Origin of the sequence: Arthrobacter sp. NPDC090010, from assembly GCF_044748305.1 — a bacterium.
GTDB lineage: Bacteria > Actinomycetota > Actinomycetes > Actinomycetales > Micrococcaceae > Arthrobacter_E.
The window spans coordinates 1-20,913 of record NZ_JBIVFT010000012.1; the positions used below are offsets into that span (position 1 = coordinate 1).

20 protein-coding genes and 1 tRNA gene are annotated in these 20,913 nt (G+C 65.3%); 9 read left to right on the forward strand and 12 right to left on the reverse strand.

Features of this window, described 5'->3' with window-relative positions; translation table 11 throughout:
* Positions 1-205: 205 nt before the first annotated feature.
* Positions 206-1,138, reverse strand: a complete 933-nt coding sequence (locus tag ACIPXZ_RS15395) for a LysR family transcriptional regulator (RefSeq protein WP_400595879.1) — start codon at positions 1,136-1,138, stop codon at positions 206-208.
* A gap of 72 nt (positions 1,139-1,210) precedes the next feature.
* Between ACIPXZ_RS15395 and ACIPXZ_RS15400 the strand changes: the two genes are divergently transcribed.
* Entirely contained in the window at positions 1,211-2,191 is a 981-nt protein-coding gene (locus ACIPXZ_RS15400; protein WP_400595881.1) for an EamA family transporter, read from the forward strand.
* 349 nt (positions 2,192-2,540) lie between these two features.
* Here the strand turns inward: ACIPXZ_RS15400 and ACIPXZ_RS15405 are convergent, their stop codons facing one another.
* Positions 2,541-3,137, reverse strand: coding sequence for a TetR/AcrR family transcriptional regulator (locus ACIPXZ_RS15405; RefSeq protein WP_400595883.1), 597 nt, complete (start codon positions 3,135-3,137; stop codon positions 2,541-2,543).
* Between the two features lie 148 nt (positions 3,138-3,285).
* On the opposite strand from ACIPXZ_RS15405, the gene poxB reads away from it, so the two are divergent.
* Entirely contained in the window at positions 3,286-5,010 is a 1,725-nt protein-coding gene (gene poxB, locus ACIPXZ_RS15410) for a ubiquinone-dependent pyruvate dehydrogenase (RefSeq protein ID WP_400595885.1), read from the forward strand.
* A 15-nt stretch (positions 5,011-5,025) separates the two neighbouring features.
* Here the strand turns inward: poxB and ACIPXZ_RS15415 are convergent, their stop codons facing one another.
* Entirely contained in the window at positions 5,026-5,568 is a 543-nt protein-coding gene (locus tag ACIPXZ_RS15415; protein WP_400595887.1) for a CGNR zinc finger domain-containing protein, read from the reverse strand.
* A gap of 25 nt (positions 5,569-5,593) precedes the next feature.
* Between ACIPXZ_RS15415 and ACIPXZ_RS15420 the strand changes: the two genes are divergently transcribed.
* A complete protein-coding gene (locus ACIPXZ_RS15420) occupies positions 5,594-5,794 on the forward strand; it encodes a hypothetical protein (protein ID WP_400595889.1) in 201 nt (66 codons plus the stop codon).
* Positions 5,795-5,848: 54 nt separating this feature from the next.
* Here ACIPXZ_RS15420 and ACIPXZ_RS15425 read toward each other — a convergent pair whose 3' ends face one another.
* Positions 5,849-6,457, reverse strand: coding sequence for an NAD(P)-dependent oxidoreductase (locus ACIPXZ_RS15425; RefSeq protein WP_400595891.1), 609 nt, complete (start codon positions 6,455-6,457; stop codon positions 5,849-5,851).
* Between the two features lie 89 nt (positions 6,458-6,546).
* On the opposite strand from ACIPXZ_RS15425, the gene ACIPXZ_RS15430 reads away from it, so the two are divergent.
* Positions 6,547-6,924, forward strand: a complete 378-nt coding sequence (locus tag ACIPXZ_RS15430; RefSeq protein ID WP_400595893.1) for a winged helix-turn-helix transcriptional regulator — start codon at positions 6,547-6,549, stop codon at positions 6,922-6,924.
* A 100-nt stretch (positions 6,925-7,024) separates the two neighbouring features.
* On the opposite strand, the gene ACIPXZ_RS15435 is transcribed toward ACIPXZ_RS15430, so the two are convergent.
* The 5 genes from ACIPXZ_RS15435 to ACIPXZ_RS15455 all read right to left on the reverse strand — a co-directional run bounded on the left by ACIPXZ_RS15435 (position 7,025) and on the right by ACIPXZ_RS15455 (position 12,615).
* Entirely contained in the window at positions 7,025-7,639 is a 615-nt protein-coding gene (locus ACIPXZ_RS15435; protein WP_400595895.1) for a dihydrofolate reductase family protein, read from the reverse strand.
* Positions 7,640-7,687: 48 nt separating this feature from the next.
* Complete coding sequence (locus ACIPXZ_RS15440) at positions 7,688-8,875, reverse strand: globin domain-containing protein (RefSeq protein WP_400595897.1); 1,188 nt, start codon at positions 8,873-8,875, stop codon at positions 7,688-7,690.
* 208 nt (positions 8,876-9,083) lie between these two features.
* A complete protein-coding gene (locus ACIPXZ_RS15445; protein ID WP_400595899.1) occupies positions 9,084-10,538 on the reverse strand; it encodes an amino acid permease in 1,455 nt (484 codons plus the stop codon).
* A gap of 190 nt (positions 10,539-10,728) precedes the next feature.
* Entirely contained in the window at positions 10,729-11,190 is a 462-nt protein-coding gene (locus ACIPXZ_RS15450; protein WP_400595901.1) for an RrF2 family transcriptional regulator, read from the reverse strand.
* 9 nt (positions 11,191-11,199) lie between these two features.
* Positions 11,200-12,615, reverse strand: coding sequence for a phosphomannomutase/phosphoglucomutase (locus ACIPXZ_RS15455; protein ID WP_400595903.1), 1,416 nt, complete (start codon positions 12,613-12,615; stop codon positions 11,200-11,202).
* A 130-nt stretch (positions 12,616-12,745) separates the two neighbouring features.
* On the opposite strand from ACIPXZ_RS15455, the gene ACIPXZ_RS15460 reads away from it, so the two are divergent.
* Together ACIPXZ_RS15460 and ACIPXZ_RS15465 are read left to right on the forward strand one after the other, a co-directional pair.
* Positions 12,746-14,908, forward strand: a complete 2,163-nt coding sequence (locus ACIPXZ_RS15460; protein WP_400595905.1) for a RecQ family ATP-dependent DNA helicase — start codon at positions 12,746-12,748, stop codon at positions 14,906-14,908.
* Positions 14,909-14,972: 64 nt separating this feature from the next.
* Positions 14,973-16,454 (forward strand): alpha-L-fucosidase, encoded by a 1,482-nt coding sequence (locus ACIPXZ_RS15465; RefSeq protein WP_400595907.1) that lies wholly within the window; start codon positions 14,973-14,975, stop codon positions 16,452-16,454.
* A 21-nt stretch (positions 16,455-16,475) separates the two neighbouring features.
* Here ACIPXZ_RS15465 and ACIPXZ_RS15470 read toward each other — a convergent pair whose 3' ends face one another.
* Both ACIPXZ_RS15470 and ACIPXZ_RS15475 read right to left on the reverse strand, forming a co-directional pair.
* Positions 16,476-16,868: an ImmA/IrrE family metallo-endopeptidase gene (locus ACIPXZ_RS15470; RefSeq protein WP_400595909.1), complete on the reverse strand. Its 393-nt coding sequence runs from the start codon at positions 16,866-16,868 to the stop codon at positions 16,476-16,478.
* Between the two features lie 63 nt (positions 16,869-16,931).
* Positions 16,932-17,351, reverse strand: a complete 420-nt coding sequence (locus ACIPXZ_RS15475; RefSeq protein WP_400595911.1) for a helix-turn-helix domain-containing protein — start codon at positions 17,349-17,351, stop codon at positions 16,932-16,934.
* Between the two features lie 240 nt (positions 17,352-17,591).
* Here ACIPXZ_RS15475 and ACIPXZ_RS15480 point away from each other — a divergent pair, with 240 nt between their 5' ends.
* The 3 genes from ACIPXZ_RS15480 to ACIPXZ_RS15490 all read left to right on the forward strand — a co-directional run bounded on the left by ACIPXZ_RS15480 (position 17,592) and on the right by ACIPXZ_RS15490 (position 20,630).
* On the forward strand, positions 17,592-17,882 hold the full coding sequence (locus ACIPXZ_RS15480; RefSeq protein WP_400595913.1) for a hypothetical protein: 291 nt from the start codon (positions 17,592-17,594) through the stop codon (positions 17,880-17,882).
* Positions 17,875-19,704 carry a heparin lyase I family protein gene (locus ACIPXZ_RS15485; protein WP_400595915.1) on the forward strand — a complete coding sequence of 610 codons (1,830 nt, stop codon included), beginning with the start codon at positions 17,875-17,877 and terminating at the stop codon, positions 19,702-19,704. The genes ACIPXZ_RS15480 and ACIPXZ_RS15485 overlap by 8 nt, the downstream gene beginning before the upstream one ends.
* A 113-nt stretch (positions 19,705-19,817) precedes the next feature.
* Positions 19,818-20,630 (forward strand): GH25 family lysozyme, encoded by an 813-nt coding sequence (locus ACIPXZ_RS15490; protein WP_400595917.1) that lies wholly within the window; start codon positions 19,818-19,820, stop codon positions 20,628-20,630.
* A gap of 71 nt (positions 20,631-20,701) precedes the next feature.
* Here ACIPXZ_RS15490 and ACIPXZ_RS15495 read toward each other — a convergent pair.
* Positions 20,702-20,793 (reverse strand) — tRNA-Ser (locus tag ACIPXZ_RS15495).
* Between the last annotated feature and the right edge of the window lie 120 nt (positions 20,794-20,913).

Here is a 20,913-nt window from a genome sequence, read left to right on the forward strand (position 1 = left end):
AGCCCTCGGACCAACCGCCCCGCCCGCGCGTCGCGGTGACGGATGTTCCCGTCGCCCCCCCCCCCCCCGGGGGCGCCCCCCCCCCCCCCCCCGAACAGCGGACTCGGCCCGAGTGGATGCCCTGGGTAGCGGACTCGGCCGGGCCGGGCGGAGCCAGTGGGGCGTGACGGCGTCGCCCGTCGCCGGGTGGCGGCCGGCGGGTGGTCTAGGCCAGCTCCGTCGCGATCCTCTCCAGCTCCCGCACCGCCAGGCGGACCCCGGGATTCGCCGCGAAGGTCTTCCGGTATGCCACGGAGATGTGGCGCGCCGGGAGATCTTCGGGGGAGACGTCGGCGGCGGACCGCCCAGGGATCAGGGTGCGGGCGACGACGCCGGCCGGCAGCTCGGGCCGTCCGAGGCGCGGGACCAGAGCCAGTGCGGCCCCTTCGTCCACGAGGGCGATGTGGGTGGCGAACTCGGGGTCGGTGAACAGGATTCGCGGGGCCGTGTCCTGCGTGGCGAAGAGACGCAGCAGTGCTTCGTGGCAGATGGCACCCGGGGGAGTGGCGCACCAGGGCTCGTCCTGGACGTCAAGGACGGTCAGCTCCCGGCGTGCGGCCAGTGGATGCGCGGCGGGGAGCAGCACGTCGGCCACGTCGTGCAGCAACGGCGAGGTCTCCACGGACGGGTTCACCTCCAACCGCACGGAATTCCAGTTGTGGACAATGGCCAGATCGACTTCACCCGCGGCCACCTTCCGTGCTCCTTCCTCGGGTTCGGCCGCGGCGACCTGCAGCGCCAGATCCGGCGCGAGCCGACGCAGGGAGGTGGCCAGGTTTCCCAGGAAGGCTCGGTTGGCACTCGAGAAGGAGGCCAGTCGGAGGACGCCCGAGGGGGTCTCCTCCTCGGTCAATTCGGACTCGAGTTCCTCCAGGCTGGCGAGGAGGGCCGCACCGCGAAGAGCCAGGACGCGGCCACGTTCGGTGAGGAGGACCCCTCGCCCCTGGCGCTCCAGCAGGGTGGCGCGGGCCTGGCGTTCCAGTTTCTTCACTTGCTGGGAGACCGCCGAAGGCGTGAAGCCCAACGAGGCGGCCGCCGCGGCGACGCTGCCCGTGCGTTCGATGGCCACCAGGGCTTGCAGGGCCTGAGGATCAATCATGAAGTAACTCTACCGAATTCGCAGTGAAAATCATTGCTGGATCTTTATGGTTTATGGCGGGAAGCTGAAGTGGTGAAAAGCCGCCATGTTCTCTGTGCCCTGCTCGTCGCCCTCATCTGGGGCGTCAACTTCGTCGCGATCGAAGTGGGCCTGCATGACGTGCCGCCGCTGGTCCTGGCCGCCCTGCGCTTCGCGCTGGTCGCGTTCCCGCTCATTCTCGTCGTCCGTCGCCCGGCAGTGTCGTGGCGGGTGATCGCGGGGGTCGGGCTCTTCATGAGTGCCGGGCACCTGGGCTTCATCTACCTCGCCATGCATCTCGGTCTCCCTTCGGGGCTCGCCCCGCTCATCCTGCAGAGCCAGGTCCTCTTCACCGTCCTGCTGGCGGCGCTCCTGCTCGGCGAACGGCCCTCGCGTCCTCAGTTGGCGGGCGTCCTGCTGGGGCTTGTCGGTCTCGGGATCGTGGTGCTGGGCCGTGGAGTGTCGGCCGATGTCCTGCCCCTTTTCCTGGGCCTTGCCGGTGGGCTGTCCTGGGGCCTGGGCAATGTGGTCTCCCGCTCGGCCCGTGGCGCGGATCCGTTCGCTCTGGTGGTCTGGTCCGCCGCCGTGGTCCCCGTTCCGCTCCTGGCCCTCGAAGTGCTGCTCGACGGCCCGGCGGTCCCGGTCCAGGCGGTGCTCAGCATGACGCCCCTGGCATGGGGTTCCACCCTCTTCACGGTCCTGGTGTCCACGCTTCTGGCGTTCACGCTCTGGAACGGGCTCCTGCAGAAGTACCCCGCTGCACGCGTGGCGCCGTTCACCTTGCTCGTCCCGCCGGTCGCGATGCTGGCCGGCTGGCTGGTCTTCGGCGAGGTGCCGGGCACCTGGGAACTGCTGGGTGGCGCAGTCCTGCTGGGTGGCGTGGCCCTCTCGCAATTCGGCGCGCTCCTGGGCCGTCGTGCGCGCACGGTCCGCGGGACGACGGACGTGCCGGCTGCTGTTGACGATGTTGACGGTGAATCCACCGCCGTCGAACGCGCCGTACCCGGTGCGCCGTCGCTTGTCCGGGAAGGCTGAGAGGCTTTGTGCGGCTGCGCTTCTCATGGATGGCGATCCGCCTCCGCGTGACGAGCGGACGAGCGTCGACATGGAAATACCTAACAGTGTTAAGTTATGGTGGAAATTGCAATGCCACCGAATGGTCGTTTCAGACGCGCCTTCCGGTGGGGCCGAGTGCGGGGCCGGATTTTTCCTGGAGAGAGAGCGGTGCCCGCGATGGCTTGGGTGCGGCGATGCGGGGGACGCTCGACGCCCAAGGCGTGGGTTTTCGACTCTCGTGCTGAGAAACGAGCTCACGCGTGGTCGTGCCCCTTCATCAATTAGGAGTGAGAAGGGGCGCGACCCGAAAACATCGGGTGTCCGCGGGTCATGACGGTTCGCTCGAGGGGTTTCCTGAGATCGGTTCGTAAAGACTGCGGCCGGCCTTGAGTACCAGTTCTTTCATGGACCGGGACTTGTCGACCTGCCACTGGACTTGGATTCCGTCCATGACTGCGATGAGAATGCTGGCTGCTTCGTCATCATTGAGACCGGCCCGGGGTCTGAGCCCCTGGGCGCGGACGGCGTGGGTTATCAGTTCTCGGGCTTGAGGAAAGCGGGACGCGAAATATGTCGCGGCCGGGTGCTCTGGCGCCCCGGCGTCCCCGGCCAGGACCAAGTAGAGGGATATGAGCCCGGGCACGGTTTCGTTGTGATCCAGAAGTTTCATCAGGGCCTCGATGGCATCCGGCTCGCCGGCGAAGAACGTCTGTGAGTTGAAGGCGGCCCGGGCCTGGAGCACCTCGGTCAGAAGGTTCTCCCGGGACCCGAAATAGTGCAACAGTCCCGGACCGCTCAAGCCGCATCGTCGGGCAATCTCCCGGATGCTGGTGCCGTGGTAGCCCTCCGAGGCGAACACCTCGAGTGCTGTCCGGAGGATCTCTTCGCGCTTGGCTTCTCCTTTGGCATACCGTCCGGCTCTCACGCCTACACCCTACCGCCGATGCCGTCGTCGTCCGCTGCGGACGGCGCTCCGGTCCCGAGGTGATGTCTTTTGCGCCACAGGAGGCTGTGAGCAATGAGCCATCCGGAAGGGGTTCCGTGGCACGGAGGCGGGCCGTAGGGTCGGAAGCATGGCAACCATCGCGCGGAACATTGTCGACACTCTTGCCGCGAACGGCGTTCACCGCGTCTACGGCATTCCCGGTGATTCGCTGAACGGCTTCACCGACGCGCTGCGTGAGACCCCCTCCATCGAGTGGGTCCATGTGCGCCACGAGGAGGCCGCGGCGTTCGCGGCCGCTGCGGAAGCCGCCCTGACAGGGGAACTCGCGGTCTGCGCCGGATCCTGCGGACCGGGCAATCTTCATCTGATCAACGGGCTGTATGACGCCAACCGCTCGCGGGTGCCGGTACTGGCGATCGCAGCGCACATCCCGTCCAGCGAGATCGGCTCCACCTACTTCCAGGAGACCCACCCTCAGGAGGTCTTCCGGGAGTGCAGCGTCTACGCGGAACAGGTCACGGACCCGGCCCAGATGCCCCGGATTCTTGACATCGCGATGCGGACCGCCGTGGAGAAGCGCGGAGTGGCCGTCGTCGTCATCTCCGGCGACGTCGCCCTCGCCCAGGCCGCCAGCGACGCTCTCGCCGTGATCCGCAAGACCGAGCCGAGAATCGTTCCTTCGGAGACCGAACTGCACGAGGCCGCGGCCCTGCTGAACCAGGCCTCCAGGGTCACCATCCTGGCCGGTGCCGGTGTGCAGGGGGCGCATGCCGAGGTGCTCGGCCTCGCTGAAGCGCTGGGTGCCCCGATCGTGCACGCTCTACGGGGTAAGGAGTTCATCGAGTATGAGAACCCTTATGACGTCGGCATGACCGGCCTGCTCGGCTTCGCCTCGGGTTACAAGGCCATGGAGGACTGCGACGCTCTGCTCATGCTCGGCACCGATTTCCCCTATCAGCAGTTCTACCCCTCGCACGCGAAGGTGATCCAGGTGGACATCCGGGGCGAACAGCTCGGGCGGCGGGCCCGCTTGGACCTCGGGCTCGTCGGGACCGTGAGGGACACCGCCCAAGCCCTCGCGCCGTTGCTGGAACGCAAGAAGGACCGCTCCCACTTGGAGTCGTCCCGCAAGCACTACGCCAAGACGCGGGCCAAGCTTGACGATCTGGCGAGCCCGACCAAGAAGGGCCAGCCTCTGCACCCGCAGTATGTGGCGCGTGTCGTCGACCGGCTCGCGGCTGATGACGCCGTGTTCACCGCCGACGTCGGATCGCCCGTGGTGTGGGCGGCACGCTACCTGAGCATGAACGGCAAGCGACGGCTGCTGGGGTCGTTCAATCACGGCAGCATGGCGAACGCCCTGCTGCACGGCATCGGGGCGGCGGCGTTGGATCCGGAGCGGCAGGTCGTGGCCCTGGCCGGGGACGGTGGCCTGGCCATGATGTTGGGAGAGCTCATCACGCTGACGCAGAACAAGCTGCCCGTGAAGCTCGTGGTCTTCAACAACTCGTCCCTGAATTTCGTGGAGCTGGAGATGAAGGCGGCCGGGTTTGTGAACTTCGGGACCGGCCTGTCCAATCCGGACTTCGCCCAGGTGGCCGAGGCGCTCGGCATCAAGGGGATCCGGGTGGAGGACGCCTCGCAGCTGGAGGGCGCGCTCGCCGAAGCGTTGGCTCATGACGGTCCGGCTCTCGTGGACGTGGTCACGGCGCGTCAGGAGCTTTCGGTGCCGCCCGCCGTCACGGTCGAGCAGGCCAAGGGATTCGCCTTGTACGCCCTGCGGACGGTCATGTCCGGTCGGGGTGATGAACTTCTCGACCTCGCCCGGACGAACTGGCGGCAGTTGTTCTGAGCCGTCTTTCGTGAGCTAGCTGTCCTGATGCTGTGCCGCGCGGTGGCGGCGGACGGCCGCGCGGTTCGCGCAGCGGACGGAACAGTACTTCTGCGTGCCGTTGCGCGAGACGTCGACGACGACGTTGCGGCAGTCTCCCGGGGTCTCGGCCCCTGCCGCGCAGCGGGAGAGCCGGTGCATGCCGCGGGTGGTCAGGTGCAGGGCGGTGCCGACGGCGAAGACTGCTCGTAGAGTGTTGACCAGGCCCTTGCCGTCGTCGCGGTAGTGGAGGTGCCAGCCTTCCTCGTCGTGGTCCGTCAGATGGGGGTAGGCGGCCTCATCGGCCATGATGCGGTTCAGCAGACGTGCTCGGGCGCGAGGCTCGGAGGCGTCGACCACCGCGAGCCATTCCTCGACGACGTCGCTCAGCCTCTCATGCTCCCGGGCCTCTTCGGCGAAGACCATGGTCATGCCGAAATCCCTGGTGCGGGCGACGATTCCGTCCCGGTCCGCCGGCCAGTCGTTGGCGAGAGACTGGGCGAGGAGTACCGCATATTCGCCGTAAGGGTTGAGATGCATAAGGGCATTACATCACTCTTGAATCATGGACACCAGAACCCTTCCCGTCATCGCCTCCCCGTCCGCCCGGCACGAGCACCTCTGGGGTGTGCGCTCCCGTCATCCGAGCTCTGAGGGAACCGTGGTGTACGAGCGCTGCGACGGGTGCGGTTCCTGGCGAGTGGAGCTTCTGCCGGATCGCTACGTCCTGCCGGAGGTGCTTCACGCCCCGCGAGGTGACAGGTGAAGCCCCTTCCCGAACCGGGAAGGGGCTTCACCTGTCACCTCGCGGGGCGTGTGCTCAGTTGGCGGCGTTGAACCGCGCGCGGCGGAACTGCGGGTTCTCGAGTTCATCCAGTGCTGCCACGGCGAAGTCCTGGGTGGAGATGAACGGGCCGGCGATCGAGTCGCGCTCCACGTGATACTTCCCGGTGCGCTCGCCGGGAGCGATCTCCGGTGCGGGCGACTGCATGGTCCAGTCGAGGCCTTCCGGGGCGGCTTCGTAGAGGCCGAGGATGGCTGTGAAGCTGAGGGCCTCGGCTCGGTACGCTTCCGGGAAACCCATGGCGTCGACAAGGCGCGTGGTGGGGTCCGCCATGAGGGAGCCGGCGCCGCCGACCACGAAGACGCGGGCCGCGGGCTGGGCGGCGATCAGGTCCTTGTGGGCCTGGAGGATCGGTTCGTGCGCGTCGCCATTGCGCGGCGTCGGGATCGAGATGGCGACGACGTCGTGCTCCTGGGCGAGGCGGCTCAGAGTGGCGGTGTCGGCGAACTCGGCTGCCACGGCAGTGGTGCCGTCCACCTCCAGGCCCTGACGGGTCACCGCCGTTACCTGATGTCCGCGGCTGAGGGCTTCGTTCACGAGCTGGCTTCCGACCATGCCGGTGGCTCCGTAGACGGCGATCTTCATGACTTCCTCATTTCAGTGGCTGGGATCGTGCTTGATGCTTCAACAGTATCTATTGGATAGCAAGTACTTCAACGTCATATAGTTACCTTATGGAAAGCCTGCCATTCGACGTCATGGATCAGAACTGTCCCTCCCGGCTCGTCCTGCAACGGATCGGGGACAAATGGACCCCACTGATCTTCCAGGCGCTCAAGGACGGCTCCCGGCGATTCGGCGAGATCCGGCTGGTGGTCCAGGGGGTCAGCCCCAAAGTACTGACCCAATCATTGCGCGCACTGGAACGGGACGGCCTGGTGAGCCGGGAGATCTTCGCCGAGGTGCCCGTGCGCGTGGAGTATCGGCTCACCCCACTCGGGGACAGCCTGCTGCAACCGCTCGACGCGGTGCGGGTCTGGGCTGAAGCCCATGCGGCGAGCATCCTTGCCTCGCGGGACGCGTACGACGACGCCGGCCTGGAAAGCGCCTGAATGCGGCGGCGGCGCGGGCGATGTCACCCGCGCCGCCGCCGTCGTCCGTCCGCTGTTCTGGTGGTTCCGCTTGTTCTGGCGTCTCAGCTGTTCTGGCGATTCAGCGCAGGACGCGGTAGCGGATGTGAGTGGCCAGAGGGGAGACGCCCGTCTCGATGATCTCCAGGCGCGGGGCGGCTTCGCCGGCCGGGAAGATGGACTCCCCGCCGCCGAGCACCACGGGCGCGATGTCCAGCGTCAGCTCGTCCAGTTCCCCGGCTTCGAACGCCTGGCGCACGGCCGAGGCTCCGCCGGCGATGTCGACGTCGCCGTCGCCCGCCTCCCGGGCCAGTTCGAGAGCCTTGGCGAAGCCTTCCGTGACGAAGTGGAAGGTGGTGCCACCGTCCATCTCGATCGGCTCATGAGCGTGATGCGTGAGGACGAAGACCGGTGCGTGATAGGGCGGCTCGTCGCCCCACCAGCCCTTCCAGTCCGGCATGGTGTCCCAGGAACCCCGTACCGGGCCGAACATATTGCGGCCCATCACATAGGCGCCGCGTGGCCGCAGCAGGCTCCGGGTCCACTCCGCGTCGACCTCGTCCCGTTCTGATTCCGGGCCCATGTGCCAGCGGTGCAACAAGGGACCGCCCTTGCCGAGAGGGTTCTCCAGGCTCTGTTCGGGGCCGGCCACGAAGCCATCCAGGGATGCGGACATGTGCGCTGTGGTGAACGTCATGAGTCCATGGCACCACATGGTGTGCCGGGCCGGAAGAGGGTGGCAGGTTCAGGCGCCCGTGGCGAGCCAGACATCGGGGCCGAAGATCTCGTAGTGAACTCGTTCCGCCGGGATGCCGCCCGCGATCACGGCGGAGCGGACGGCGCTCATGAACGGCGTCGGGCCACACAACAGGACATTGGCGTCGGCGGGAAGGTCGACCGTGCTGATGTCCATGAAGCCTCGGTGGCAGTGCCCTTCAGACAGTGGTTCCCCCGGAGTCTCGAACCAGAATTCGGCGCGGGCCCGCGGGAGCCTGGCCAGATCGGCCAGCATCTGAGCGCGGAGTGACCAGGCCTCGGGAGAGCGGTCCGCGTGCAGGAGGATCACCTCGCGCTGAGAGCCTGTCTCTGCGAGGGAGCGGAGGATGGAGGCTGACGGCGTGGATCCGATGCCGGCGGTTGCAAGGACGAGTGGGCGGTCCGTCTCTTCCAGGACGATATCGCCATAGGGATTTGAGAGTTCCACGATGTCGCCGAGCCGCAGGAAGTCGTGAAGACGCGGAGAGATGTCGCCATCGGCGTCCCGTTTGACGGTGATCGTCCGATGCGTGGTGGCCGCGGCATCCACGGAGAGCGTGTACTGGCGGGCCTGGAGAATCCCATCATCCGCGGCCATGCGGAGACTGATGTAACCGCCGGGCTCTCCCGGGGTGGCCGGGGTGTCGTCGGCGGGCACGAAAGTCAGTCGAATGGTCTCGGACGGCAGCTCGGTCCGCTCGTGCAGCCTCCAGTGGCTCCACATGACGTCGTTGGCCCGGCGCTCGTAGAGGCCCTTTTCCAGGCGGATGAGACTCTGGGCCATGAGCCAGTAGACCTCGGTCCATGCTTCTGCGATCTCGGGCGTGATGACCTCGGCCAGATCCTCGGCGATGGCTTCGAAGAGGTACTGGTAGACCACCTGGTACTGAGACTCGGTGATTCCGAGCGAGGCGTGTTTGTGGGCGATCCTGCCCAGCATGGTTTCGGGGAGTGTTCCCGGACTGTTCACCAGGTGGCTGGCGAAGCCCGCGATGGAAGACGCCAACGCCTTCTGCTGTTCGCCGTTGCGTTGATTCGCGCGGCTGAAGGTGCCGTTGAGGAGTTCGGGATGCGCGGTGAACAGCTTGGCGTAGAAGACGGGCGTGATGTCGCCGATCCTGCTCCCGATCAGAGGGAGGGTCGCCTCGATGATGGGCCGGGCGGTTGCTGAAAGCATGGGGTTCTCCTTCGCTGAGGGTAATTACGTATATAAAATACGTAATTAACTCCAGTTTTCTACGGCTTGTAGAAGAAGGCAAATCGGGAGCTTCGGAGGCGGGGCGGATGAGGGGCTGGTGGAGCAAGTCGGGGGCCAATGCCGTAGCCCTCCCGGCTCGGAGAGAGCGGGAGGGCTACTGGGTGACTGCCGGGTGGGGTCGATGTGCCTAGGAGGTGGCGCCGCTGCTTGCGGAGGCGGGCTCCTCGTCTGCATGCACCACGGGGATGGTGCCCGTCTCATCAACGAGCTCGATCCGGGTCCTTCCGGATCCCTTGATGCAGAAGAAGTAGACCACGGTGAGGATGGCGATCCAGAGTGCGCCGATTATCAGGGCGGGCTGCGAGTCCGGCTGTACGCCGATCATCACGATGACGAACACGATGAAGGCGATGGCGAGGTAGCTGCCCAGGGGCCAGAGCGGGATGGGGAACTCGGATGGGAGCTTGTTGTCCCGCTTGATCTCCGCCTTCATCCGGACGTGGGAGAGGAGGATGACCAGCCAGACCACGACGGTGGCGAAGGTGGCCAGCGCTGCGATGAGGAAGAAGATCTGGTCGTGGAACCAGACGTTCAGAAGGACGCCCATCAGCAGGGACGCGACCATGGTCAGCACGGTCATGAACGGCACCCCGCTCTTGCTGGTCTTCATGAAAGCCTTGGGTGCCTGTCCCTGCTGGGCGAGTCCGTGCAGCATGCGACCCGCGCCGAAGATGTCCGCGTTGATGGCGGAGAGTGCTGAAGTGATCACGACGGCGTTGAGCACGTGAGCGGCTCCGGTGAGACCCAGCGAGCTGAAGATGGAGACGAAGGGGCTGGCCTCGCCGTCGATGGTATTCCATGGCTGCAGGGTCATGATGATGCCGAGAGTCAGGATGTAGAAGAAGAGGATGCGGACGGGGACGGAGTTGATGGCCTTGGGGATGACCTTCTTGGGGTCCTGGGCCTCGCCGGCCGTGATGCCGATGACCTCGGTGCCGCCGAAGGCGAACATGACGATGGTGAACGAGCTGATCAAGCCCATGATCCCGGTGGGGGTGAATCCTCCGTGGTCCCAGAGGTTGTGCAGCCCCGCGGCATTCTCGTGCTGATTGTTCAATCCGAAGATGATGATGGCGATGCCGCCGGCGATCATGGCGACGATGGCCGTGATCTTGATGATGGAGAACCAGAACTCCAGCTCCCCGAAGACCTTCACGCTTACGAGGTTCACTGCGGCGATGATGAAGACGGCCGAGAGGATCCAGACCCAGCGTTCGACATTCGGGAACCAGAAGCCCATGTAGACGCCGAAGGCGGTGACATCCGCAAGGGCTACGACGAACATCTCGAAAACGTAGGTCCACCCGGTCAGAAAGCCCGAGAACGGGCCAAGATAGCGGGATGCGTACTGGCCGAAGGAGCCGGAGACGGGGTGGCGGACGGCCATCTCACCGAGGGCGCGCATCACCATGAACACGACGGCGCCGCCGACGATGTAGGCGAGGAGGACGGCCGGGCCCGCGGCCTGGATGGCTCCGGACGAACCGTAGAAGAGGCCGGTGCCGATGGCGGACCCGAGACCGATGAAGCGGATGTGGCGGGCTGAAAGGCCTCGGCGCAGTCCGGTGTTGGGTGAAGTCATGGACACGATCTCCTTTGAACGTGAGCTGGTGTGATCCCTGACATAAGCAAATCGCAGACGTGGCGGCACGAAGCCCGTGTGACGGTGGGCACTGTCCGGTATCCCGGAAGCTCTGGCACGGTATGCCATCCAAAGACTCGTTCGGAAGTTACTGTCCGGAGTGCCGGACGCGATACGGGCCTCGGCCGGGCTACGTTCCGGGGGTTTGGGGAGGGCCGAATCCGAGCTGGACCAGTACAGGCCCTATCTGCCGCGGGGTCGGCAGCGTGGCGATCACGAGCTCGTCCAGGGCTGCGTAGAAGGCCTCCCGGGCTCGGAAAAGAGCCGATCGCAGGCCGCAGTCGCCCGCGAGTGGGCAGTCCCCATTGGGACTGTGGCAGGCGGCCGGCTCCTCGTCCTGATCCAGGGCCCGAAGGACGCTTCCTACCGTGACCGTGCGCCCTGCGGAGCTGATTTGAATTCCGCCGGCACGGCCGCGTGTAGCATCCAGCAGCCCCATGTCCCGGAGCCGTTGGACGACCTTGCCGACATGGTTGAAGGGGACCCCGATGCCTTCGGCGATGCTCCGGGTGGACAGCGGTCCGGTGCTGTCCACCCCGTTCAGGAGCATCAGGACGCGCAGGCTCGCGTCCGCGAAGGCGGTGATCCGCACTGCTGCCGATTACTGGCGGACGAGCGCCAGCACCCTGTCGCGGACTTCCGCCATGGTGGCGTGGTCCTTGGCCTCGGCGTTCAGGCGAAGGAAGGGCTCCGTGTTGGACGGGCGCAGGTTGAACCACCACGAGCCGTCGGCCGCGCTGAAGGTGCTGCCGTCCATGGTGTCTTCCGAGACGCCCTCGCCGGAGAAATTGGCCCGGACCCGGGCCACGGCGCCGGCCTTGTCCTCGATCTCAGAGTTGATCTCACCGGATGACACATAGGGCTCGTACTCGGCGCCCAGCTCAGACAGTGGTGCGTTCTGTTCTCCGAGCGCTGCCAGGACGTGCATTGCCGCCAGCATCCCGGTGTCGGCGTTGAAGAAATCACGGAAGTAGAAGTGCGCTGAGTGCTCCCCGCCGAAGACCGCACCTTCCTCGGCCATGACGGCCTTGATGAAGGAGTGGCCCACACGTGTGCGGACAGCCCGTCCGCCGTCGTGTTCGATCAGTTCGGGAACGGCGAGCGAGGTGAGGAGATTGTGGATGATGACCGGACGGTCCTCACCCAGTGCCTTGGCGCGGGCGATCTCCCGGCGGGCCACCATCCCGGTGATGGCGGAAGGGGACACCGGCTGGCCCTTCTCATCCACCACGAAGCAACGGTCGGCGTCGCCGTCGAACGCCAGACCGAGATCCGCGCCATGGGCGACGACCGCGGCCTGCAGATCACGCAGGTTCTCCGGCTCCAACGGATTCGCCGGGTGGTTGGGGAAGGTTCCGTCCAGTTCGAAATAGAGCGGGGTGATGTCCAGCGGAAGGCCGGGCAGGAGTTCGGAGCCCAGGACGGCGGGGGTGGTGAGACCGGCCATGCCGTTGCCGGCGTCCACCACGACCTTCAGCGGGCGGATGCCGGAGAGGTCCACCAGCTTGCGGAGGTACTCCGAGTAGTCCTTGAGGACGTCGCGCTCGGAGATGGTGCCGGTGGCTTCGACGGACGGGATGGCGCCTGCAGCCAGGTAGCTCTCTGCGACCTGCTGGATCTCCTTCAGACCGGTCTCCGAGGAGATCGGAACCGCCCCGGCTTTGGCCATCTTGATGCCGTTGTACGCCGCAGGATTGTGGCTTGCGGTGAAAGTGGCGCCAGCGGCATTCAAGGCACCGCAGGCGAAGTAGAGCTCATCAGTGGAGATGAGGCCGAGCAACTGCGGATGAGCGCCGCGAGAAGCGGCGCCGTCCGCGAATGCCTGAGCGAATTCCGGCGAAGAGGGGCGCATGTCGCCACCCACCAGGACGACCTGGCCCGCAAGGCCCAGGACATCGACGAAGGCGGCCCCCACGGCCTTGACGATTTCTGCCGTGATGGTCTCGCCCACCAGGCCACGGACATCGTAGGCCTTGAAGGACGGAGAGAGATCGACGGTCTGCTGTTGTTCAGTCACCCGATCAGTCTACGTAGCACGGGGTGCTTTTTCCTGCCAGGCCACGGTATGTGGATGCCGGAACTGTGGCATTGTCCACATGCGATGCCGCCATGCTCATCCTGTCGGACCGCGCTGGAATACTGAGGGCATGGCCCAGACGAATCCAGCACACCCCGCCACCGAGAGCTACCAGGAGGCTGTCCAGGTCCTGAGGGAACTGGTTGGAAACTCCCAGGCGGAGTTCCATGACGGGCAGTTCGAGGCCATCGAGGCGCTGGTGGATCAGGGGCGGCGGGCCCTTGTCGTCCAGCGGACCGGCTGGGGGAAGTCCGCCGTGTACTTCGTGGCCTCGCTCCTCCTGCGCCGCAGAGGAGCCGGTCCCACGCTCATCGTCTCGCCGCTTCTGGCTCTCATGCGGGATCAGGTCGAGGCGGCCGCCCGCGCCGGTGTGCGTGCCGTGGCCATCAACTCAGCCAACCAACTGGACTGGGACGAGGTGTCCCGGAAGCTGGCCGCGGATGAGGTGGACGTCCTCCTTGTCTCCCCGGAGCGGCTGGTCAACCCTGTTTTCCGGGAACGTGAACTGCCGGAACTGATCCGCAGGACCGGGCTGCTCGTGGTGGATGAGGCGCACTGCATCTCGGATTGGGGCCACGATTTCAGACCGGACTACCGGCGCATCGCCGATCTGATCCGTCAATTGCCTGGTTCGGTCCCGGTCCTCGCCACCACCGCCACGGCCAACTCCCGTGTGGTCCAGGACATCGAGGAGCAATTGGGCACGGATGTCCTGACCATCAGAGGCGCGCTCGGACGGGACTCTTTGCGTCTCGGGGTGCTGAAGCTCCCGAACAACACCACACGTCTGGCATGGCTCGCGGAACATCTCAAGGACCTGCCAGGCAGCGGCATCATCTACACCCTGACGGTCTCGGCGGCGGAGGAGACCGCGAGGATGCTGGGGGAGCGGGGCTATGAGGTTCTGTCGTACAGCGGCAAGACGGATACCGCGGAGCGTGAGCTGGCTGAGCAACGTCTCAAAGACAACCAGGTGAAGGCACTTGTGGCCACCTCGGCTCTGGGCATGGGGTTCGACAAACCGGATCTCGGTTTCGTGGTGCACCTTGGTGCCCCGAGCTCTCCGGTCGCGTACTACCAGCAGGTGGGTCGTGCCGGTCGTGGCGGCGCGAACGCAGACGTTCTTCTCCTGCCGGGGGCCGAGGACCGGGACATCTGGAAATACTTCGCTACGGCGTCCATGCCGGAACGGGACAAGGCGCTGGCCGTGCTGGAGGCGTTGGAGTCGTCTCCTAAACCCCTCTCCAGCCCGGCGCTGGAACCACGGGTCGACCTCGGCCGGTCACGGCTGGAGCTGCTGCTCAAAGTGCTCGCAGTGGACGGTGCGGTCGAGCGGGTCCAGGGCGGATGGCGAGCCACCGGCCAGGGCTGGGACTACGACGCCGAGCGTTATGCGCGCATCGCTGAAGCCCGCGTGCAGGAGCAGGACCTCATGGTGATCTACCAGGACACGGCGGGCTGCCGAATGGAATTCGTGACCAGCGTGCTGGACGATCCTGAGGCCCACCCTTGCGGACGATGCGACAACTGCGCCGGCCCTTGGTACCCGAGCGGGGTCAGCGCTGAAGCCCTGCAGACCGCGTCGGCTGAACTCGACAAAGCCGGCGTGAGCGTCGAAACCCGTTCGTTGTGGCCAACCGGTATGGACCGCCTGGGGGTACCCGTCAAAGGGCGCATCCCGGCGGATGAAGCCAACGCGGAAGGCCGGGCCCTGGCTCGGCTCAGCGATCTCGGCTGGGGTGGACCATTGCGTGAGGCGCTCGCTGACGGCGCGCCCGATGCTCCCATTCAGGACGCCATGCTTCGGGCTTGTGTCGACGTGCTCCGAGACTGGGGCAGGCCACCGGTTGAAGGCACTCCGCCGTGGAGCGGAGAGCCACGCCCCGCAGCGGTGGTCTCGGTGCCTTCGCAGCGCCGGCCTAAACTCGTAGAGACCCTGGCCCAGGGCCTTGCCGGGATCGGAAGGATGCCGTACCTGGGAAGCATGGACCTGGCCTCGTTCCATGAGACCACCGGCAGGCGTGGCAATAGCGCGTACCGACTCGCCGAGGTGTGGGAACGCTTCGCACCGTCCGGGGCGGTGCAGGATTTTCTGGCCCAGAATCCAGGTGCGTCAGTGCTGTTGGTGGATGACTCCGTGGATACCCGTTGGAGCCTCGTGGTGGCCGGCAGGGCGCTCCGTCAGGCCGGTGCGGGAGCTGTGCTTCCGTTCGTCCTGGCCGTGGCGGGGTGATCGGACGCGTTCATTCTCAGCCGCACTCGTGACGTGACGCCTCGCAGAGGGAAGGATGAGAGACGTGACTGAGCACGAAGCCCTTCCCGCGGCAGCCGAGAATCCAGCATTCGACAATCTCAAGCCGAGCCCGGTCCTCAAGCCGAGCCTGGCTGCCGGTGCCGTGGTCGACTCGCATGATCCCGGATACAGCCTGCCTTCCGATCCGCTCAGCAGAGCCCGTCTGGAGGACTGGCAGGATCATAAGTTCGGCATCATCATGCATTGGGGGATCTACACCTCCCAGGGCTTGGGCGACAGCTGGACGCTCTGCCGTTCGCGAGATGAGGAGATGATGCTCCTGCCCGCGGATTTCAGCGGTGGTGATGACGAATGGGAGGCGCATTACAAGGCTGCCCGGACGTCATTCACCGGGCAGGACTACCGTCCGGAGGACTGGGCGGACCTTGCCCGTCGTGCTGGGGCGAAGTATCTGGTCTTCACGTCCAAGCACCACGACGGTTTCAACCTTTTCGACACGAAGCATTCGGACTTCAAGGTCTCTGCAGCCGATGTTCCGATGGGCAGGGATGTGCTCGCCGAGACTTTCGAGGCTTTCCGCGGCCAAGGACTGGAAACCGGGGTCTACTTCTCCAAGGCGGACTGGAACCACCCCGGTTACTGGTCCCCGGACGGGACCACGGTGGATCGTTTCCACAACTATGACGCCTCCGCCGATCCGCAGCGCTGGCAGTCGTTCGTGGACTTCACCCATGCTCAGATCGACGAGCTCCTCAGCGGCTACGGGCCGCTGAACGTCCTGTGGCTGGATGCCGGTTGGGTGTTCGGGCCCTATGAATCCATCGATATCGACCGCCTTGCGGCAAGGGCGCGGGAACTTCAGCCCGGCATCCTTGTCGTGGACCGAGAGGTCCATGGACCCAATGAGGACTACCGGACCCCGGAGCAGCAGATCCCGGACCACCGGCCCGAGTACCCGTGGGAGTCCTGCGTCACGCTCTCCGAGCACTGGACATCACTGTCGCCGGATGAACAGGCGAAAGACCCGCGTGAGGTCGTCGACATGCTCGTGAAGGTCGTGGCCCGGGGCGGCAATCTCCTGCTTGGCGTCGGCCCGGACGCGAGTGGAGCGATTCCGCCGTCCATCAGGGAGGCTCTGGAGGTCATCGGCCGCTGGCTCGAGGTCTTCGGTCAGGCGTTGTACGGCACCCGCGCCGTCACGGAAGGGCTCGTGGCGGGGAACGGTCTTGCGGAGAGTTGGGAGGACCAGGGCACCACCTGGTGGCTGACCGAGACCCCGTCCCGCGAGGGTCTGCCCGGCCGGCTCAATCTTCTCGAACAGGCCGGCTCCGCGACGGGACTCCGTGTCCCGCTTTCGCGTCGAGTCGCCTCGCTCGAGGTCCTCGGAAACGCCACCCTCGGGCGCTGGGACCAGAACGACGACGGCGAGCTGACGGTCACCCTGCTGCCTGCGGGGAACCTCACGCCAGGGGGTCGTGAGGACCCCGCACTGGGCACGATCGCCGTCGTCGTGCATTTCGCCTGAAGCCGGTCCTGAACGCTTTTCTCACAGCAACTTCTCCAGCATCACTTTCTCAGCTGCACTCAGTGACGAGGTGTAAGCCTCGACGTCCCTGGGCAGGACGTCGAGACGGTGTGCGATCGACTGGGCATTCGCGTCGAGCCTGGCGGCTTCGATGAACTGGTCGAGGCTGATGAGCCGATGCGCCGCCCACACCGTGGCCTGGCGTTCATTGCGTGCCGTGCGGCCGACATGGTCATGGACGGCATGGCCGAGTTCATGCCACAAGGTCGAGCGTGCCTGGACGGGCCCGAGATCAGACCTGAGGGTGATCAGCCGGCGATCCGGGTCCCAGCATCCCCACCAGCCGAAGGGCGGGTCGCCGGTGACGACCGTGACGTTGAGCGTGTGCGCGAATTCCTCTGCCTCCCCTAGCATGCCCTCCACTGTAAGAAGAGGCACTGACGATTATTTCCAGGGGTGCGCAGTTGGCGGGATCACTCAACTTTCGTGAGGAAGGTCTCCGGGGGCGATGTTCTCCTGCCCTCGATCGGCAGCAAGACGAAGGTGCCGCTGAGCGACTGGCCCTGCGTGGTGTTCTTCCTCCGAATCGTGTGACGACAGCCGAGAACCTGAAACCGACTGCTCGGGAACCACGCTGACGGAACGTCCGAGCAAGCGCCGCGAGAGCTCGCTGAGCAGCTGTTCGTCCGTCGCGCCCAGAAGGGTCACCCTTTCGGGTGGACCGGCCGGATCGATCTGCAGAATCTCGAGGAGCTGGGTCTCTCGCCGCACCGGAACATGTTTCCCGGTCTCCCAATTGCTCACAGTTCGCTCGGTCACGCCAAGGAGCACTGCCAGGTCGCTCTGCTTCAGCCGGGCGCGTTCTCGCGCGGTCCGGATCTGCTCACCACTGATCACGGTTCAACTTTCGTGGGACGGGCCGGGAACTCAGTACAGGGTATCCGCTTCTGGCGGGTAGGGAGAGGGGGCTTGGTCGAACAGCACCGAGAAGGCGTCTCGAGAAACTTCTGGTTTTTCTGGAGACTGCTTGACTCGACTTCTTAAAACTTCTAGTGTCTTCATGTCACCAGAAGTTACACGAAGGAGTTGGTGTTGTGAAGCTTCATCGGCACCGTTGCAGTCGGTGGAACGGTGGTCATGAGCGATCGGGGGTGCCCGGTGGCTGATCATCGAGCGGATCCGACGCAGATCAGGTATCCGTGGCGGACCGTGGTCCGCTCGATCCTCACGTTCACGGTGGCGCTGGCCAGTGCGTTGCCGTTGATCTATACCGCGATCACCGAAAGCAGCCCCGAAGTGGCTACTGGCGCGGCAGCTCAGGCGCTGCTCATCTCAGGTGCCATCACGCGGGTGATGGCACTGCCCCTCGTCAATGAATTGCTCGAGACCATCGGTCTCGGCGCAGAACCCAAGGAGAAAAATGTCTGAAAACACCAATGCTGCGACCGCCCTGCTCGCAGCGCAGAACCCCGTCCTGGACAAGCTCGTCGCCGGCGGCGCTGTGGTCGAGGGAAAGTTCGAGCCGCTCAGGGGCGACGTCAGCACCATGCTCTTCTCGAACCGAAAAATCCGCGTGGATGAGGCAGGCCTGATCAGGCAGACCCGCGCAGCGACGAATCTGTTCAGCAATCCCCTTCTGAGGGGTGGGGCGCCCGGAATCATCGGCTCCGGGGGAGTGCTTCCGAACAACATCACGTCTCAGGGCGCGTTCACCACGGAGCTGCTCTCTGCTCCCGGTGACGGGACCATGATCCTCAGGGTCAGCAAGACCGCTGCCCAGACCGCGACCCGGACCGGGATCTTCTTCGACGGCCCATCGGCGGCAGGAGCATCTGTGGCGGGGCAGGTCCTCAGCAGTATGGAGGTCGAGATCCTGTCCGTCACGGAGAGCACGGGCAAGCTGCACGTCATCAGCCTGGACTCCGTCGCCAGTGACAGCGGCTCCTCGGTGGCCAAAACCAATCATCAGACCATCGGTGTCTTCTACACGTCCAAGGCGGACATCGGGGCGAACCCCGTGCCGCTCATGACGTACGGTCCGCTCGCCGTAGGCGAATATGCCCGCCCGGCACTCCGTATCGAGAACAACGGCGGGTCGAACGGCAACGTCTGGTCGGTCACCTTCCGGGTGTCCAAGGTGCAGGTCGATTATTCGCTTGGCGCCCTGGACCGAGCCGAGCACACGACAAAACCCCTTGACGCGGACAAGCTCACCTTCGCGGTTCCCGCGGACGGCAGCTACGACGTCCTGATTGCCGGGCGGCCGGGTGCCCGATGGGTGACCCTGGCGAGTGTGAACCGTATCCTGAGCCTGCCGGATGCGGTGCTGGGCGGGGAGTCGGTCTCCGGTGTCTACGCATTCGAGCAGGGCCTCACAGCACGCGAGAAGAACGACGCACTGGAAGCGGTCGACCCTGCCCAATGGCAGCAGGGCACTCAGGTTCTCGCAGGGAAGTTCTTCCTGGCCGACGACGGACGTCTTCAGCTCGGTAAGACCGAACGCCGATACATCACCTCGGCGCCGATGTATGGCTACTCTCCTGACGGCGACTGGAATGACAACATCCCCGTGGGCTGGGCCTTCGCCCACCCGAGCAATCGTCGGCGGATGGAGCGGTATGAGGTTCGTCCGGGTGATCAGTCAGACAAGGTGGTAACCAATCCAACGCGCTCCGAGATGGGCTCCGCTTGGGCGAATTCGCCTAACCTCATCCCGACTGGCACGACCTGCTGGATCTCCTATTGGATCAACGTGGAGAAACCGGTGACACCGAATCAGTGGGCCATCCTGGGGCAGTATCACCAGAATGATGCGGAGACGAGCGGCGCCACGGGGCACACCTATCCGCTCATGACGGTGGGCTTCGAAGGATGGGGTTCTACGACCAAGTTCCGCTACTCATATCGGTATATCGGCGCCAGCACTCCACCGGGGCAGACGGAATGGGCCTCCTTGGAGGACCCTGCCGCCTACGAATTCGGGACCTGGACACACTTCGTTGCGAAGATCACGACGAAAGAAGACCGAAGCGGCACGGTCTCGCTGTGGCGTGATGGCGGTCAGATCATGAATGGCCTTGGCCCGATCGGCTACATCAATTCCGGGGGAAACATGTTCCAGCACGGGATCTACACCGGGGTACAGGACAATACGGTCTTCTCGAACTCCCTGGTGGCCACTTACGGCAATGTCCAGTGGGGCACCACCGATCTTTCCGCCCACATCACCAACCCGCCGCCCATCGTCTGAGCCGTCGGCGGAGGGTGAGATGAGTTCTCGTCTCGCCCTCCGCCGCCGTCGCTTGAGTTCGCAGTGTGTGGCTGGATCGTGTATCGCTCGTCATTCAGAGAAAGGAATTCTTCATGGTTCTTCAGGGCATCGACATCAGCGGCTGGCAGCGCGGCATCGATCTGGCCGCCGTCCCCGCGGATTTCGTGATCATCAAGGCCACCGGCGGCACGGGTTTCACCTCGTCCGCCTGCGAGGCGCAGTACCAGGCTGCGAAGGGGGCGGGAAAGCTCCGTGGTGTCTACCATTTCGCCCGGGAACAGGGCTATGCGGGGTCGGCTGTCGAGGAAGCCGACTACTTCGTCTCGGAGACCTCGGGCTATCTCAGGGATCCGGAAACCTTGCTGGTCCTGGACTGGGAAGGGGACAACGTCGCAGACACCGTCTGGGCCAAGTCGTGGCTGGACCGGGTCAGGCTCCGCACCGGGAAAGTCCCGCTGATCTACATGAGCCATTCCACCGCAACGCGCTACGACTGGTCGGATGTGGCACGGGCGGGCTATGGACTGTGGATCTCTGCATACGTGCTCGGAGACCAGCGGATCAATGGATACGCGGTGCCCGAAGGGCTTCTGCCGGTCCATGCCTGGCCCTTCATCGCCATGCATCAGTTCACCGCGAGCGGGCGCCTGCCAGGCTGGAATGGGGACCTGGACCTCGACGTCTTCTTCGGGGACCGTGCCGCATGGCTGAAGTACGCCGCCGGGGACCGGAAGCCGGCCTCGGTGCCGCCTTCGGTCGTACCGAGGAGCTATACGGTCCGTGCCGGCGACACCCTGGATGGGATCGCTCGTGGCTCCGGCACGGACTGGCCGACTCTGGCACGTCTCAATGGGTTGGCGAATCCCGATCTGATCCACCCCGGTCAGGTCCTCAGGCTGCCGTGAGGCGCCGTCCAGGCCGCTGACCGGATTAAACACAACAGCCCCGGAAACTTCGTTGAGTTTCCGGGGCTGATTGGCGGAGACGGGGGGATTTGAACCCCCGGTCGAGTTTAACCCCGACCCTTCATTAGCAGTGAAGTCCATTCGGCCGCTCTGGCACGTCTCCTTGCTATTTGCTAGCCATGCAAGAGTACCGAAGGGCCCGCCGCAACGCAAAACGGAACGGCCCTCTCCGCGAGATGCCAGTTGAGCACAGTGTCGCCCAGCCGGACTGTGCTCAACTGGC